We start from the raw sequence: 15,374 nt of genomic DNA, 5'->3' as shown, positions 1-15,374 counted from the left end.
TGTACCTAAAAATCAATTTTACCTGGTGATACGAGGTTATCTGGCCATGCGTTTTATCAATAATAATCGCAGCAATACATTTTCCCTTATCCCTCTGGCTCTGGCTTGCAGCACCTGTTTTGCTGCCGATCCGGCAACCGATACTGACAGTTTGAATAGCTGGCTGGCGCAGGGAAATATCTCTGGTGAACTAAAAACCATGACCTATTTCAAGGAGTTTAGCGGCACCTTGCCCAACAAGCGGACCAGCTCAGTGGGTGGGGATGTGCAGTACCGTAGCCCTGAAATCGGCGGTTTTAGCTTTGGTCTGGGGGCTTATGGTGCCTACAACCTTGGCCTCAATCCCTCTGACGCTGAGCGGACAGAGATTTACCTGCCGTCCAGTAACACCACTGTGCTGGGTAAAGCTTTTTTGCGCTACCAGGGCTATGGATTAGATCTAAAAGCCGGGAGGATCGGACTGGATACGCCGTTTGCGAATGAAGGTGAGGGTTGGACCATGATTCCCGCCCTGTATCAGGGTTTCGGCGGCACATATGCACTTAACGAGAAGGGGGATTTGAAACTCAACGCCTGGCGCATTTACAGTTTTAAAGCATTGAGTTCAGACACCTTTGGTAAAGGTGATGCGGGCACGCCAGAAATCGAAGACACCACCATGCCATCCGTGGACAGCAACGGTTTTACCACGCTGGGCCTGCGTTATGGTCAGCAGTGGAATACCAGCGCAGAGGCCTGGTATTACAACTTCGATAAGCGAGCACAGCTGGGCTACGGCGGCGTGCAGATCCCGGTAGATAGCCTACGCTTTGGCAGTTGGACGCCTTACTGGGGCGCGCAATATCTCCACGAGTGGGACGCCACCGATCAGGCTTATCCCTATCACAACATTGATACTGACCTCTATTCCGGCCGGATTGGCGTACGTTCACGCAATCACGATATCTATTTTGCGGCTACGCATGTGCCCACCAAAGAAGGGGCATTCCTCAGTGGCGGCTTCTTCGCCCCTTATAGCTACGGCATTTATGACCACACTCCGCTAGAGAGCGGTCAGCCGCTGGTCTCCATGGTGACAACCAATCAACCCGGAAACGCCTTTGCGCTGCGCTATGCCTATCACGATGAACGTTATCTCGGCGTGTTTGGCGTAACCAGACTCGAGCTGAAAGATTCTACCGGGATTTACTATCCGTTACCGGCAGAGAACATCAACGCGGCTTTTATGATCCTTGGCTACAACCTGACGCCGCGCCTGCATCTTGAATTTGAATTTGACTATGTCCATTCCCCGAATGCCGTCACCGGTAATTATCACGCTGAACGTCTGCGTCTGGTTTATCGCTTTGGCGAAAAAATGGCGGATGACGAATATTAATCAGGAGACATCATGACGAAGCGACAAAGCATTTATATTGAAGCCTTTCCCCATGCGAATCCGGTTCCTGCGGCCAGCCGTATCGGCCAGATGCTCTATTCTGGCGTGATATACGGGCGCGAAGGGGCGACACAGCAGGTTCCAGACAGCCTCGAAAGACAGTGTGAGCTGATGTTCGGACACCTGCAGAGCATTGTTAGCGCCGCAGGCGGCACGCTGGATGACGTGATTAAAGTGACACTATGGATGAAGGATAAGACTCAGCGCACGGTGGTCAATTCCTACTGGGAAGCGCTGTTTCCGGATGCTAATTCGCGCCCAGCGCGCCATACGCTGGAGAGCACATCCAGCGGCAATATCCTGATCCAGTGTGATTTTGTCGCGGTGCTGTCGAACTAAACTTCCTCTCAAGGCACAGTCAACGTTGTACCTGACCGTGCCTTTCTCTATATTGCCTGTGTGCTTATGCAGCGGCTAAATCCTGTGATTATGCGACAACTATCAACGAATTTGCGTCCAAATCCACACTCTATGTGGTGAGATTTGGTGTATTACGAAAATTTCGATATATTTAAATCCAGTTACACAGTGTGGTCTTTGAGTCGGGGTCAACGATGGTGCAAAAACGCCGTTCAGGTGAAAACAAGGAAGATCGGATAATCGAACCCAGTGCAGAAGCTGCGCCCGCGGGACGTGAAAAGCAGGAGCGCCGTTCACGCACTTTCGATTATGGAGAGCTTCGCCTGCTGCTACTGGCGATTATCGCCAAACAGCCCAGCCACGGTTATGAACTGATCCACGCCGTGAACGAGCGGCTGGGTGGGACGTATAAGCCGAGTCCGGGGGTGCTTTACCCTGCGCTCACCTGGCTTTACGACCGTAGCTATACCGAAATCGACCTGGAAAAAGGGGGACGTAAGCGCTATAGCATCACCTCTGAGGGGCAAGCATTTCTCAGTGCTAATAAGGCCTCGATTGACATGCTCCTTGCACGGGCGGCCGTGAAACCACAAGGCCAGTCGCCCCAGGCGATAGTCGAAGCCATGGACCACCTGAAGCGTGCGCTGAGCCTGCGGGCGAAGCGAGAACCTGTGGCGGAAGAACTGATTGAGCGCATCGGTGGGATCATTCATGTTGCGGCAAACCAAATTGAAGCACTGCTCAACGCACCGATGCTGAGTGAAGGGGCCGCGAAATGTGTTGCAGAGATTGTTACGCCGAATGGCGAACGCTTCCTGCGCCGCCTGTGCAGTCACTTTCAACACCGTACGCCCGTGGTGACGGATGAAAACAGCGGGCATTTCCGAATGAGCATGGGAGAAGTTCGGATGGAAGCGCTGGAAGGCATTTTCCGCGTCACGCTGACCGCATTAAGTCCGGAAAAATTGATTGAGATGCAACATATTTTGCAACGCCATCTGGAAAAAGAGGCTGTGCGGGAAATATTGCAAATTCACTGGGAAATTACCTGAGATTTTATTTTTTCTTCGACAGAAATAAGCGTAATGCTAGTGAGAAACACAATCCCGGTATAACGTTGAACAAATAAGCGGCGAGCAGAGGCCCGCCGCATAGACTTAAATAATAAAGTGGTAGTCAATATGATTAACCGTAGTGGATCAATCCAGTTTAAACATCCTTGCTGCATTGCCCCCTAAAATATTGGCTTTGTCTTCGTCGCTAATATCCAGGCTATCAATCGTTTCTATGCCGGTGAAGAACCAGTCTTTACGAATAGGGTAAGAGCTACCGTAAAGAATATTCTTGCCACCGATAACCTTCACGGCGGCTTCAAGTTGCGCTTTGCCCCATTGTGGCGCGCCTGAGGTATCGAAGAAGATATTATTACTTAACTGAGCACGAAGGTTGCCGGTGCCGGTCTGGAAACGATCCACCGCATCATTGAACTGGTGCTGCGGGGGAACCAGCATATCGGCAAAGGCATAAAACGCGCCGCCCAGCATGGAGTGAATAAATTTCAGATTTGGCAACTCATCAAACATCCCGCTGAACAGCTCACGCCCGACCGCCGTCGCCTGGTCGACACAGCGGCCAAACTGGCGACGTTGGTTGGTGTAAGGCAGCACCGAGTTAAAATCCACCGGCAACGGTGTATGGTGGACCACCACCGGCACATTGAGGTCGTTGAGGTATTTCAGGTAGGGGCGAAACGCGGCGTCATCCAGATAGATTTGCCCATAGTGCGCGACAATCTGTGCACCCCGGAATCCAAGTTGATTCAGGCAACGATCGACTTCACGCAGACACGCATCCGTGCCCCAGGGTGGCACAACGGCAAGGGCGGACATACGGCCCTGACTGCGCTTAACATAGTCAGCCATACGTGTGTTGACCTCTTTGCAGGTCTCCAGGTCGAGCCACTCTTGCCACACCGGCAAACGGAAAATAGCATGGTCGACACCGGCTTTTTCCATGTCAGCCAGTTGACTCTCCAGCGTATATTGCCCCTCAGCATAGTTGAGGTTGATGTAACCTTTAGGCTGTTCAATAATCAGTTGGCTGAGTTCTTTTCCCTCTATTTTTTCCACTCGGGTATGTACGCCATACTGTTTAGGCACGCAATCAAGAAATGAATTAAGCAACTTTTTATCTGAAAAAAGCTCACCAGGTAGCCAGTGCATATTTGCATCAATAATCTTTCTCATCATTAATTCCTTGTCATGTATTTAGCCAAAAAAGAGGGGGTTATTTTTGTGTTGCAAAAACAGATTTATATTTACTTTGTTTTTCTTTTTCTCCCGGAATACGCATTCCGGCTTTTGCGTGATACTCACTAAAAATAGACAGGGCTTCTTCGTGTGGGAAAATCGCTTCGATATCCGCAAAAGGTTGGCCGCCACTGCGTTCTTCCACAATGCGTCTGACCACTTCCGGACCTTCACCACGAGAGGCCAGCACCAGCCAGTTCACTTTTTCACGACGTTCTTGTTCATAGGCTTTTAGCGCCACTACCGGGTCGGTGACAGTGGCTAGCTTATCGGCGATGACGCGGGCATCGACAAATGCCTGGCAGACACTGTTGCCTCCACGTGGGTACATCGCGTGGGCGGCATCGCCGAGGAGCGTGACCCGGCCAAATGACCACTGCGGCAGGGGATCGTGATCGATCAGCGGGAACAGGTAGCATTCGCGTGCGTTACGAATCATCGCGCTCACGTCGAGAAAATCGAGTTGGCAATCGGCAAAAACGTTTTCTATCTCTTTAACGCCCGTGGTCTGGTTCCAGTCTTCTTCACTTTGCGGCTTTTCGTTCTGCTCAATCACCCAGTTCACCAACTGGTTGCCTTGGCCATCGACGTTTTCCTGAATCGGATAGACAATCAGCGTCCCCTGGCGTACAGGATCGCCGATGTGCAGAATGCTGCCCCCGGTTTTGAACGGCGGCATAACGGTGACCCCACGATAGAGCGTCAGCCCTGAGAAGTGACTGCGTGACGAGTCCGGTAAGAGTTGAGCGCGGATCGCAGAACGGATGCCATCAACGCCGATGACCACATCAGCACGCACGGTGGCAGGGGCATCCGGATTGTGCTGAGTATCGAAATGGAGTGTGACGCCCTGGTCATCTTGCTCAAAACGGGTGCAGCGCGTGCCAAGCGTAATCGCCTCTGCGCCGAGTCGCTCCTGTACCGCTTTATACAGCATCATCTGTAGTTGACCACGATGAACGAAGCGTTGGTCATGCTCGTAGCCCATGTAAGTCCCGCATGCTTCGGCGAAAATTTGCTGGCCGTGACCGGTATAAAATACAGATTCTTTAGCATCGACCGAGATATCAACAAACGCCTCATACAACCCCAGCTCGGTGAGCTCTTTTACCGCATAGGGTTTGATATCAACCCCAACGCCGAGGGGTTTAATTTCTGCCACTGCTTCAAACAGGCGCGGGCGAAAACCTTGCTGATGCAGGCGCAGAGCAGCCGCCAGTCCAGCCGGACCGGCACCAATGATGACGATATCCAACATGATAACTTCCTCTTGTAGTGTTGCTTATAGCGAAACAGAGACGATTAACTGTGAATTTTCAATGAGTCCTGGGGTGAACCGTTACCTTCCCGCCCAGGGTGAGAGGTCACATCGCGTAACCAGATGGGGATCCCGGTCAAACAGACCACCAATCCACACACCACGAGCAGCGTGATTGGTGAGGTGCTGGCGCTATTCTGTGCGACGATGAACAGTGGCGGTCCGAGGAATACGCCAACCAACGTCAGCTGCGTGATCAGTCCGCTGGTTGCGCCAATACTTTCGCGTGAAGGTGCCACTACGGGGGCTAACGCCCACATCCCCACCAGCAATCCACTGCCAAACATAAACAGCCAGGAGGCGGCAATCGAGACTGCAAAGCCGAGTGGCAGCAGGTAAATCGCTAATGCAGGCACTCCCGTAATGAGCAAGCCGCAGCAGCCAATCAAAACCGCTCTTACGCCCCGGTTCAGCAAATAACCCACCAGCAGGCAGCCGATGCCATTGCATATCATCGCCATGACGTTCCAGTGTGCGACTTCAACCACCGGGACGTTGTAGCGCTGAGACAACCAGGGGGCCAGCGTAGAGATGATGCCCGTTTGCAGGAACGCGTCTGCGCCAAAAGAGATACCCAACAGATAGACCCACGGGCTGCGTAAGACGCTGCTCAGGCCACGCGTGCGTGAGAACTGTGCTTTTTCGGCGGATGTGCGCCTTGGCAGGCTCACCAGCGCCAGCGTAGCTAACGCTAACGTCAGCACTGAGTGCGCGAGGAATGCCGCTCGCCAGCTACCAAAATGTTCGGCAATGCCCGCTGAGAGGAACGGCAGCAGGAAACTGGCAGGGACGAAAGTCGACCAGAGAGCCATCGCCATATTGCGCTGTTTACCCGTAGTGATACGAATTAACAGCGTGACGGCAGCCACCGCAGTCAGCACGTAACCAATACCCGTGACCACACGCCCTAACAATAACCAGTGAAACACCGGGGCTGCGACGACCAGTACATCACCCGCAACAATCACGCCTGCCCCCATCAGCAACACCACACGATCCCCGGCGCGGTCAACGATATAGCCTGCGCCTAATGCGCCCAGTGCGACCATCAACGAGGGCAACGACATAATCATGCCAATTTTGCCGTGGTCATAAACGTGGAACGCGTTAGCAATGGCACCTAATTCGGTAACCGCCTCGCTGACCGTCATCGCCGCCATGACGCCCAAGGCATACGCTAAAAAGATTCTTACTAAAGGGTGTTGAATGACTTTACTCACGTTGTTCTCCCGATGAGAAGTGGGGTTGAGATGCCTTCACTAAGCGTCATTCGCCATAGCCAGAAAACGTTCCAGTGTCGGAGGATCGATATGGAGGTCGGGCGATGAGAGCGGCACATGGGTAAAGGGCGTAGCCTCGGCAAACCATTTGCTTTGTGCGGGAAGCCCCCATTGGTCAGCGCGTTGTGGATCGGCCAAATCCCATCCCTGTGCGGGTTCAGCATCTATATGCTGATAGTGGGTGTTAAACAACTCGATACGATGGCCATCGGGGTCGCGGAAATAGATAAACAGCGCCCCACTGATACCATGTCGGCCGGGGCCGCGTTCAAGGCAAGAGGCATAGCCCAGTGCACCCGCGACATCGCAGGCACGAATTAAATCGTTGCTGTCGGGCAAGGTGTAGGCGAAGTGATGCAGACGCGGGCCTGGGCCTTGTGTGAAAACGATGTCATGAGGATTGCCTTTGCGTTGTAGCCAGACGCCCCACAGATGCGGCAGATCGGCCTGCTCCTGGGAGTAGGTATACTCACTGACTCTGAATCCCAGTGCCTGATAAAACGCCCAGGCCTGACGCACATCCGGGGTCTGAAGTTGATAGTGGTCCAGACGCTGCGCGCAAGCGCCCCGGTAGCGATCATAGTGTTTCAGCATGCGTTCACACGCCGTCATATCGGCACACAATTCGAGCGGGACGCCAGCATCATCATTGACGACCAGCGTCAGGCCCTGGAAAGGAGACTCAAGCATCTCGGTTTTTCGGCCCTGGCGAGCAAAAACCTCCTGCGCCTGATAAATATCCGTTTCACTGGCGACGCGCATGCCAATACGCTGACAGCTAAGGTCGTGGGACTTATGCAATACCAGGCTGTGGTGCGCGCGCTCTTCCAGTCCACGCAACCACACCGTTGCGTCATCTTCATCGCTGATCACCAGCCCCACCAGTTCAGTGTAAAAGCGTTTGCTGGCCGCAAGGTCACGGACATTCAGTACGACGTGACTGGCGCGTGTCACGTTAAACGGGGGAACCAAAACCAACTCATCAATCTGTGGCATGGATATGTTCTCTCTCAGACAGAACTAACTTCAGTGTTATCTGTGTGTCCCGCGCTATCAAAACTGACTTCGGTAACCGGGGATGTGTGAATTTAGATATATCGCGTTAATAGATATATCTCATTGAGTGTCTGCAATTGGAGATCGGGCGCACAATTTATGATCAAAGCCGTAAATTGCTGTGGGGAAGGCGGCAGGAAAAAACCGCCCAGCAGGGGCGGTTTGTCATAGGTTACTGATTAGAAAGAGGTGGTGATGCCAACGTAGTAATAACGGCCCGGTTCGTTGAAGGTGTAAGCCCCTTCGTTGGAACGATAGATCTGTTTATCAAACAGGTTACCAATCCCGGCGTTAAAGCGAACGTTGTGGTTCAGATCATATTTGAGGTTCCAGCCGAAAATAGAGTAGGCCGGCAACTCTGTATCGGTGGTGCTATCCCGGCGGTGCTCTGCGTGGGTACGCGGATGAATACGCCCGTACATTGTCCAGGAAATGTTGGTTGAGAGATCATCGGTAACGTTCCAGTCCAGCATGTGGTTCAGCGTATATTTCGGTACCAGCGAGAGTGGATTGCCGGTCGATTTTTGCTTCGAGGTAAACATATAGGTCGCGTTAGTACGCCACGTCAGTTTATCCGCTACCAGAGGCAAGGTCAGGTTCCCCTCCAGGCCTTGAGTGACGGCTTTGCCACCATTCTCCCAGCGATAAACGTCATACCATTCAGAGTAGTAGGTACTGTTGACGTAGACTGACTGCACCGTATCGGTACCGGAAACGATTTTGTTCTGATAGTCGTTACGGAAATAGGTCAGACCGGCAGCAAAGCCGCTGTCATTCCACTGAATGCCGATATCTTTATTAACGCTGACTTCAGGATGCAGATTGCCATTACCCATCAGATAACAACCGCTGGTGCTGTTGATTGCACAGCCGTTGCCGCTGCTGGCTAACAGATAGCCTTCACTCGATTGATACAGGTTAGGGGCTTTAAAGACGCGCGCAATACCGGCTTTCAGGCTGAAGTGGTCGCCTAAATCCTGCGAAAGGTTGAGGCTGGGGCTCCAGTTACTGCCAAATTTATCGCTGTAGTCGAAGCGAATGCCTGGAATCAGCGTGGTGCCTGGCAGCACATCAATGGTGTCTTCCAGATAAATAGCGCTGAGCTGCTGGCTATTTTTGCTGCTGCGTAGGGCCGAGTTTCCTGAGACACCCCCAACAGTGGTGACATCAACGTTGGTGGAGGTCGCGGCAGGATCATTTAATGCTTCACGATCCCACTCGAAGCCAGCCGTCAGGGTATTGTCTACCCACAGAGTAAACGGGACAGTAAATTCCTGGCTGGCGCGCCAGGTTTTGTAGTTACTGTCGCTGAACTGGGTATTGGTGATGGTGCCATCAATACCGCCGGTCAGCCCTTCGTTCATGCGTGAGTTTTTCGTGCGCTCGTAGCTCAGAATGGTTTTTGACTGCCCCCAGTCCCAAATACCGTTGTGCGTCAGGCTGTAGTTCTGACGATACATCCGGTTGGTTTCCTGGCCCACCAGCGACTGAGGCAACGTAGTGCGCCCGTTGCTGTATTGCGTGTCACCGGCATAAATATTGCCCTGGCGGCTAAAGCCGTAGTCAAAATCAACGTACTGCCTGGGATCTATTTTCCAGGTCAGCCCGGTATTAATATCGCGGTTACGTACGCCTTCACGGCCAGCGGCGCTGGTTCCGTTCTGCGCTTTGTTGATGTCGTAGGCATCGCCATCGGTTTTGTTGATGTTGCCGTACATACGCATCGTTAATACATCTTTGACCAGCGGACCGCTTAAGCTAAAGGTCGAGCGCTTAGTGGCACCTTCTTTGTCATCCTCGGGCTGGCTGGTAAACAGTGACAGTGAGCCATGCCAGTCATTGGTTGGGCGTTTGGTGACGATGTTGATTACGCCGCCCATCGCGCCTGAGCCGTAATGCGCCGCCGAAGGGCCGCGCAGAATGTCGATATGATCCACCATCTCCGGGGGTACCCAGTTGGTATCACCACGGGAATCACGCTCACCGGTCCAGGCATAGCGAACTGACGCACGCGACGTGACCGGTACGCCATCAATCAGAATCAGGGTATTTTCCGGACCCATGCCGCGAATATCGATCTGCCGATCGTTGCCGCGAGCACCGGTCCCGCCGTTACCGGTGTAGTTAATGCCGGGCATCTTGCGGATGATCTCGGACAGATCATTCACCGGAGGCTGTTTTTCAATATCCTGCTGGGTAATTAGCGATGCGCCCGCTTGCTGCTTGAGGGCTTCTTCAGGCTTTGCGGTAACCAGCAGCGTCCCTGCATCCTCTTCGATAAGCGCTTTTTTATTGTTTTTGTTGGTGTTGGTCGTGGTTTTTGCTGGCGCAGAATCCACCAGACTCAGTGTTTCGGCGGCAGGGGTGCCAAAAGATGATCCATACAAAACAACGCCAACCGCGACGGCCAGACTGGTTTTTACCGGTCTGGGGGTGAAGCAAACACGCATGAGGTATCCTTGAGTAAACGCTTTACAAGCAAATGAGAATCATTATTATCGCTTTGCACAGGGGCTAAAGATTGGACTTTTGTGCAGTCGTCAGTTGCCGCCAATTTGGGTAGGCTATTTAGCAGTCAATATTAAAAATAAAAATCATCATCAGAATGAATTGATGCCGTCTGGGGAAGGGAAATGATAAAAAGCAGTATTGATAATCTGGTGGAGTGGATTGAAGAACATAAACATCTGCCACTCAGAATAGATGACATCGCTTCACGTTCCGGTTATTCAAAGTGGTATTTGCAGCGCGTATTTACAGAAGTAACTGGGATTAATATTGCCACCTATTGCCGCCGTCGCAGGCTCGCACTGGCCGCGCAGGTGGTTAAATACTCTTCTATGCCGCTGGCTGAAATTGCCTCATGGTTTGACTATGACTCACAGCAAACGTTAAACAAAGAGTTCATGAAACACTTTCGATTAACGCCGGGGCAAATCAGACAGAACAGTACGATGAACTGGGAAATACTGTATCCCACGTTGCAAAAGTATGAGCCAGAATTTAATCATCCCGTCACGCTGACGTCAGTGCCTGTCGCCAACTTACAGGGGTTGTATCATAGCTATACGCTCAGTCCTGATGAGTTGGACAAGCACCCAGTGGCACAACGAAAAAGCAAATGGGACAATTTTCTGGCGCAGTTTTCGGTAAAGCCTGACAAAGTCTATTGCCTCACTGGACCAGAATTGTCAGGCTTTGAACTGTGTGGCGTAAAATATGGCTATATTACCTGTGTCTCTCCGGAGGCGATGGCGAGCTACACCGGTTCAGCCACCTCCGAAATTCCGCTGATCGTGGAGACCTGTTATGCGAAATTCACCTTTCATGGCCATTACTCGCGAGTGGAAAGCTTTATTAAGCATATTTACAATGTCAGATTACATGATATGCAATTAAATCGCGTCGATGGCATGGATATCGAAGAGTTTATTTTACAGGGCAGGGCGCGTTTCGGTGATGAGCAGGGGAACGTCGCGTTAAATTATTATGTACCGGTAAAAACCGTGTTGCAGGGCTAGCCTGTAACCGATGCGGAAGAATGATCCGCATCGGTTATCGGTGCATGCATTTTGACCCATATATTCTCGCCTTGGTGTTTATGACTTGCGCAGTGCCGCCATATCGATGCCCCATAAATTCAGCTTGTTATACAACGCGGTGCGTGAAATGCCCAATACCTGCGCGGATTGCCGTAAATTGCCCTGCATCTGGGCGATCACCGCGAGGATATGCTGACGCTCACTGTCTTGTAATGAGGTGAGGGTGTGTTCTGACGAGCTAACATGCCGGTGCTCGGTCATCTCTTCCGGCAAGTCCTGTAGCGTGATTTCCGTCTCCTGGCAAAGATTGACCATGCGTTCAATCAGGTTCTCCAGTTCACGTACGTTACCCGGCCAGTGCCACGCTTGCAGACACTGCATCGCTTCGGGGGACATCTGTGGCGGCATGCGCTTCAGGCGGGTACAAAGGGCATGAATAAAGGTATTCACCAGTGGCGCAATGTCCTCCTGGCGCGCGCGCAGCGGCGGAATTTCCAGCGAAATCACGTTGAGGCGATAGTAGAGATCGCGACGAAAAGCGCCTTTTTCCACGGCATCCAGCAGGTTGCAGTGGGTTGCGGCAATAATGCGTACGTTAACCGCAATGGGTGTCGCAGCACCGATGCGTAATACTTCGCTCTCCTGTAGCACACGCAACAGGCTGGTTTGTGCTTCCAGCGGCATTTCACCGATTTCATCAAGAAACAGCGTGCCACCATCGGCCAGCTCAAATTTCCCTGCGGCACCGCCGCGCCGTGAGCCGGTGAAAGCGCCATCAACGTAGCCAAACAGCTCACTCTGCACCAAATCACGTGGCAACGCGCCGCAGTTGAGCGCGATAAAGGGTTCGGCGTGACGTGCGCTGGCGTTGTGAATCGCCTGGGCGAACAGCTCTTTGCCCGTGCCGCTCTCTCCGTTCAGTAACACGGTACTGTCACTCCGGCTGCTGGCTCGCGCTTTCTGAATCGCCTGTAACAGCCGGGGGGCGATGCCCTGAATCATCTCAAAGGTATAGCTGGCACTTGAGCCCATCACTTTGCGGCTAATTGCCCGAATGCGCTGCACTTCGCGCAGAGAAAGAACCCGCCCACCGTCCGGTGCCGGGATCAACGAAATCAGGCAGGCAACCGGAGCCATGCCTTCCGGATGGAACAGCAGTTCGCGATCGTTGCAAAACGGCAGCGTAAGGAGAGAAGCATTTTGTGGCTTGAGCAGAACATCGATTGGCCCCGCTTGTGGGTCGAGGCCACCAAAGAGCTGACGGGCATAGCGGTTCAGGGTTTTGATCCTGCCGAGGCTATCACAGACAATCACGCCTTCATTCAGGGTTTCCAGAATCGACTGCTGCTCGGCCAGCAAACGGCGCAAGATGAGCTGCTGCCCAACAGCTTCAGCTGCCGCCTGCACGGTACCCAGAGTATGCGCATTAAAGTTATCTGGCGTAGCCGTCAGGGTTAGCACGCCAATCAGTTTCCCGTTGGCCGCACGCACGGGCGCGGCCGCACACTGGAAGTGACGTTTACGCAGATCGAGTTTCCAGTTTTCCCCGCTCAATACATAGACCAGCCGCTGTTCGATCAGGCAACGCGCGGTGCAGTTCGTTCCGAGCACATCTTCGCGCAAAATGCTGCCAACCGGGGTGAGATCAGCGCCGCAGTAGTGCAGCGTCACGCCTTGCGCATCCGTCAGATTAATATGGCCATCCGGGTTATAGGCCAGCAAATTTTCCATGATGCTGCGTGCCACCAGCACCAGCTCGGCGTTGTATTCCAGGATAGCTGCAAGCTCCTCGGCGGGCGGGGAGATGTAGCTAAAATGCGCCGGATCGATTTGTCTCTGCTGTGAACGTTGCCAGGAGTGGAGAATACTTTGTCGCATCCAGCCTGGGTGCTCACCCCGTTGGAAGCTTTGCCACCCCTGCCACAGCAGGCTGTGCCACTCCGCAGCCTCAGCGGAATCAGGCAGGCTGAAAATCGGATCGCTTTCATCTTTGACCGGAAGTCGAATTTGCGTCTGCATAACGGATCCCACTGGGCGAGATATGTTCATTATCTTTACATGTTAAGTTGACATGTAAAGTTTACTGCCAATCCCACCTCTGTTCCTGCGCCTCTCGTCACAGAAAACCCCGATATAAACCTGGCATCGGGTTTGCAATTTCATCTCCAGACAGGTGTTTAAGCCAACCTGAATGTGGACAACACCAACCCTACCGCTGCATAACGCTTAAATAACAAGGAGTAACGATGACATTATCTACTCAACCTGTTCGTGTTGGCCTGATTGGCGCGGGCCGAATGGGCAGCTTCCACGCAGAGAATCTGGCCTGGCGTATTCCCGGTGCAGTGTTAGCGGCTGTAGCCGATCCCGTTGCCGGTGCGGCGGAGAAACTGGCTCAGCGGCTTGGCGTAGCGAAGTTTTACAGCGATCTCCATGCGTTGTTGCAGGATGCCGATATTGATGCGGTGGTGATTGCGGCCCCGGCGCGTATCCACGCGGAATGGGTCATTGCCGCTGCACAGGCGGGCAAACATGTGTTTTGTGAAAAGCCAATGGCGGTGACGTTAGAGGAGGCGGACCGGGCAATTGCGGCGGCCAAACAGGCGGGGGTGGTGTTGCAAGTCGGTTTTAACCGTCGCTTCGACAGTGGTTTTGCTGCGGCTATCACCGCCATCAAGACCGGTGAAAATGGGACGACGCAGCTGAGCCGTTCATTGACGCGCGATCCTGGCCTGCGCGATCCGGCTCCGATCCCGCAGTGGACCATTTTCCTCGAAACCCTCATTCATGACTTCGATACTTTGCTGCACTTCAACCCCGGAGCCCGTCCAACGGAGGTCTATGTACTGGCCGATGCCTTAATTCGTCCAGACTTCAAAGATAAAGGGCTGCTTGATACTGCGGTTGTCACCCTGCGCTTTGACAACGGCGCGATCGCTATCGCGGAAGCCAGTTTCCAGGCGGTCTACGGTTATGACGTACGCGGTGAAGTGTTTGGTAGCAAAGGGATGTTGCAGGCGGGACATATCAATGCCAATCACTGTGTGCGCTATCACCAGGACGGTATTGCTATCGAAACCTCACGCCTCGATTCCGACCTGCTGCATGCGGCTTATGTCGCGGAGCTCACGGAGTTCGCACGCTGTATTCGCAGTGGCGAGGTGCCACGAGCAACCGGCGAAGATGCCCGCAATGCGCTGGAAATTGCCCTGGCCTGCATTGAATCAGCCCTCCAGCAGCAACCGATCAAGCTGGGAGAGCGCTAATGGCCAGCTATTCTCTTTCGGTTTGTGCCGAAATGGTGTTTCTCGATCTTCCGTTCGTCGAGCGGGTAAAACGTATTCACCAGCTCGGATTTGGCGTCGAAATCTGGGGATGGGCAAATAAAGACATTGATGCACTGGCAGCAACCGGGGCGCGCTTTACCTCAATGACGGGCTATCTCAGCGGCAATTTGACTGACGACGAGGAGATTGCACAGCTATTGCATAGCGCAGAAGCGTCACTGGCTGTGGCTGAACGTTTAAATTGTCCTGGCCTTAACCTGCATGGCACCGGGCTGAATGACAAAGGCTTGCCGGTGAAACCCGTAGAGGCCGTCACGGGTGCCATGTGGCTGAAAGCGGCTGAGACACTGCGTCAGGTTGCCAAACTGGGTGAAGCGGCGGGGCGCGTATTCACCCTGGAAAACCTCAACTTGCCGGTCGACCATCCGGGCACACCTTTTGCGCTGGCGGCGGATACCCTGGCGCTGGTGGAAGCCGTCAATAGCCCGGCACTCAAAATGAATCTGGATCTTTATCACGCACAGATTGGTGAAGGGAACCTGATTGAATTACTTCGCCGCGCGGGGTCGGCCATCGGAGAAATTCAGGTGGCGGATGTCCCAGGTCGCCAGCAGCCAGGGACAGGAGAAATTAACTACCGTGCCATCGCCCGAACCCTGAATGACATGGGTTACCAGGGCACGGTCGCGATGGAAGGCTGGGCCAGCGGGGACAGCACGGCTGCACTGGAGCAGTTCCGCGATCATTTTACGCTGTAAATCTGTGGCCGCCGGGTATTTGCCTG

Annotated in this window: 12 protein-coding genes; 6 read left to right on the top strand and 6 right to left on the bottom strand. The window is 53.3% G+C overall.

What is annotated here, in order from left to right; genetic code table 11:
* Positions 1–46: 46 nt before the first annotated feature.
* From F3J40_RS12180 to F3J40_RS12170, 3 genes are all read left to right on the top strand, one after another.
* Entirely contained in the window at positions 47–1,378 is a 1,332-nt protein-coding gene (locus tag F3J40_RS12180) for a hypothetical protein (RefSeq protein ID WP_167014953.1), read from the top strand.
* A gap of 12 nt (positions 1,379–1,390) precedes the next feature.
* Entirely contained in the window at positions 1,391–1,777 is a 387-nt protein-coding gene (locus F3J40_RS12175) for a RidA family protein (RefSeq protein WP_167014951.1), read from the top strand.
* Positions 1,778–1,992: 215 nt separating this feature from the next.
* A complete protein-coding gene (locus F3J40_RS12170; protein ID WP_167014949.1) occupies positions 1,993–2,850 on the top strand; it encodes a DUF2218 domain-containing protein in 858 nt (285 codons plus the stop codon).
* Between the two features lie 147 nt (positions 2,851–2,997).
* On the opposite strand, the gene F3J40_RS12165 is transcribed toward F3J40_RS12170, so the two are convergent.
* From F3J40_RS12165 to F3J40_RS12145, 5 genes are all read right to left on the bottom strand, one after another.
* Positions 2,998–4,047 (bottom strand): amidohydrolase family protein, encoded by a 1,050-nt coding sequence (locus tag F3J40_RS12165; RefSeq protein ID WP_240155435.1) that lies wholly within the window; start codon positions 4,045–4,047, stop codon positions 2,998–3,000.
* Between the two features lie 37 nt (positions 4,048–4,084).
* Entirely contained in the window at positions 4,085–5,365 is a 1,281-nt protein-coding gene (locus tag F3J40_RS12160) for an FAD-dependent monooxygenase (protein WP_167014947.1), read from the bottom strand.
* Between the two features lie 44 nt (positions 5,366–5,409).
* On the bottom strand, positions 5,410–6,645 hold the full coding sequence (locus F3J40_RS12155; RefSeq protein ID WP_167014945.1) for an MFS transporter: 1,236 nt from the start codon (positions 6,643–6,645) through the stop codon (positions 5,410–5,412).
* A gap of 39 nt (positions 6,646–6,684) precedes the next feature.
* Complete coding sequence (locus F3J40_RS12150) at positions 6,685–7,701, bottom strand: VOC family protein (RefSeq protein ID WP_167014943.1); 1,017 nt, start codon at positions 7,699–7,701, stop codon at positions 6,685–6,687.
* A gap of 239 nt (positions 7,702–7,940) precedes the next feature.
* On the bottom strand, positions 7,941–10,211 hold the full coding sequence (locus tag F3J40_RS12145) for a FepA family TonB-dependent siderophore receptor (protein ID WP_167014941.1): 2,271 nt from the start codon (positions 10,209–10,211) through the stop codon (positions 7,941–7,943).
* A gap of 183 nt (positions 10,212–10,394) precedes the next feature.
* On the opposite strand from F3J40_RS12145, the gene F3J40_RS12140 reads away from it, so the two are divergent.
* On the top strand, positions 10,395–11,282 hold the full coding sequence (locus F3J40_RS12140; RefSeq protein WP_167014939.1) for a helix-turn-helix domain-containing protein: 888 nt from the start codon (positions 10,395–10,397) through the stop codon (positions 11,280–11,282).
* 78 nt (positions 11,283–11,360) lie between these two features.
* On the opposite strand, the gene F3J40_RS12135 is transcribed toward F3J40_RS12140, so the two are convergent.
* The gene (locus F3J40_RS12135) at positions 11,361–13,322 is read right to left on the bottom strand and encodes a sigma-54-dependent Fis family transcriptional regulator (protein ID WP_167014937.1); all 1,962 of its coding nucleotides are present in this window, start codon (positions 13,320–13,322) and stop codon (positions 11,361–11,363) included.
* 227 nt (positions 13,323–13,549) lie between these two features.
* On the opposite strand from F3J40_RS12135, the gene F3J40_RS12130 reads away from it, so the two are divergent.
* Positions 13,550–14,569, top strand: coding sequence for a Gfo/Idh/MocA family oxidoreductase (locus F3J40_RS12130; protein ID WP_167014935.1), 1,020 nt, complete (start codon positions 13,550–13,552; stop codon positions 14,567–14,569).
* Positions 14,569–15,348, top strand: a complete 780-nt coding sequence (locus F3J40_RS12125; protein WP_167014933.1) for a TIM barrel protein — start codon at positions 14,569–14,571, stop codon at positions 15,346–15,348. Before F3J40_RS12130 ends, F3J40_RS12125 begins: the two co-directional genes overlap by 1 nt.
* Positions 15,349–15,374 lie beyond the last annotated feature (26 nt).

Source organism: Candidatus Pantoea multigeneris (assembly GCF_011752615.1).
Classification (GTDB): domain Bacteria; phylum Pseudomonadota; class Gammaproteobacteria; order Enterobacterales; family Enterobacteriaceae; genus Pantoea; species Pantoea multigeneris.
This window is presented reverse-complemented; position numbering and strand designations above follow the sequence as displayed.

Bases quoted from the DNA above. Each gene is read 5' to 3' on its own strand.
- F3J40_RS12180 (WP_167014953.1), top strand. From the start codon at position 47: ATGCGTTTTATCAATAATAATCGCAGCAATACATTTTCCCTTATCCCT.
- F3J40_RS12175 (WP_167014951.1), top strand. From the start codon at position 1,391: ATGACGAAGCGACAAAGCATTTATATTGAAGCCTTTCCCCATGCGAAT.
- F3J40_RS12170 (WP_167014949.1), top strand. From the start codon at position 1,993: ATGGTGCAAAAACGCCGTTCAGGTGAAAACAAGGAAGATCGGATAATC.
- F3J40_RS12165 (WP_240155435.1), bottom strand. From the start codon at position 4,047: ATGATGAGAAAGATTATTGATGCAAATATGCACTGGCTACCTGGTGAG.
- F3J40_RS12160 (WP_167014947.1), bottom strand. From the start codon at position 5,365: ATGTTGGATATCGTCATCATTGGTGCCGGTCCGGCTGGACTGGCGGCT.
- F3J40_RS12150 (WP_167014943.1), bottom strand. From the start codon at position 7,701: ATGCCACAGATTGATGAGTTGGTTTTGGTTCCCCCGTTTAACGTGACA.
- F3J40_RS12145 (WP_167014941.1), bottom strand. From the start codon at position 10,211: ATGCGTGTTTGCTTCACCCCCAGACCGGTAAAAACCAGTCTGGCCGTC.
- F3J40_RS12140 (WP_167014939.1), top strand. From the start codon at position 10,395: ATGATAAAAAGCAGTATTGATAATCTGGTGGAGTGGATTGAAGAACAT.
- F3J40_RS12135 (WP_167014937.1), bottom strand. From the start codon at position 13,322: ATGCAGACGCAAATTCGACTTCCGGTCAAAGATGAAAGCGATCCGATT.
- F3J40_RS12130 (WP_167014935.1), top strand. From the start codon at position 13,550: ATGACATTATCTACTCAACCTGTTCGTGTTGGCCTGATTGGCGCGGGC.
- F3J40_RS12125 (WP_167014933.1), top strand. From the start codon at position 14,569: ATGGCCAGCTATTCTCTTTCGGTTTGTGCCGAAATGGTGTTTCTCGAT.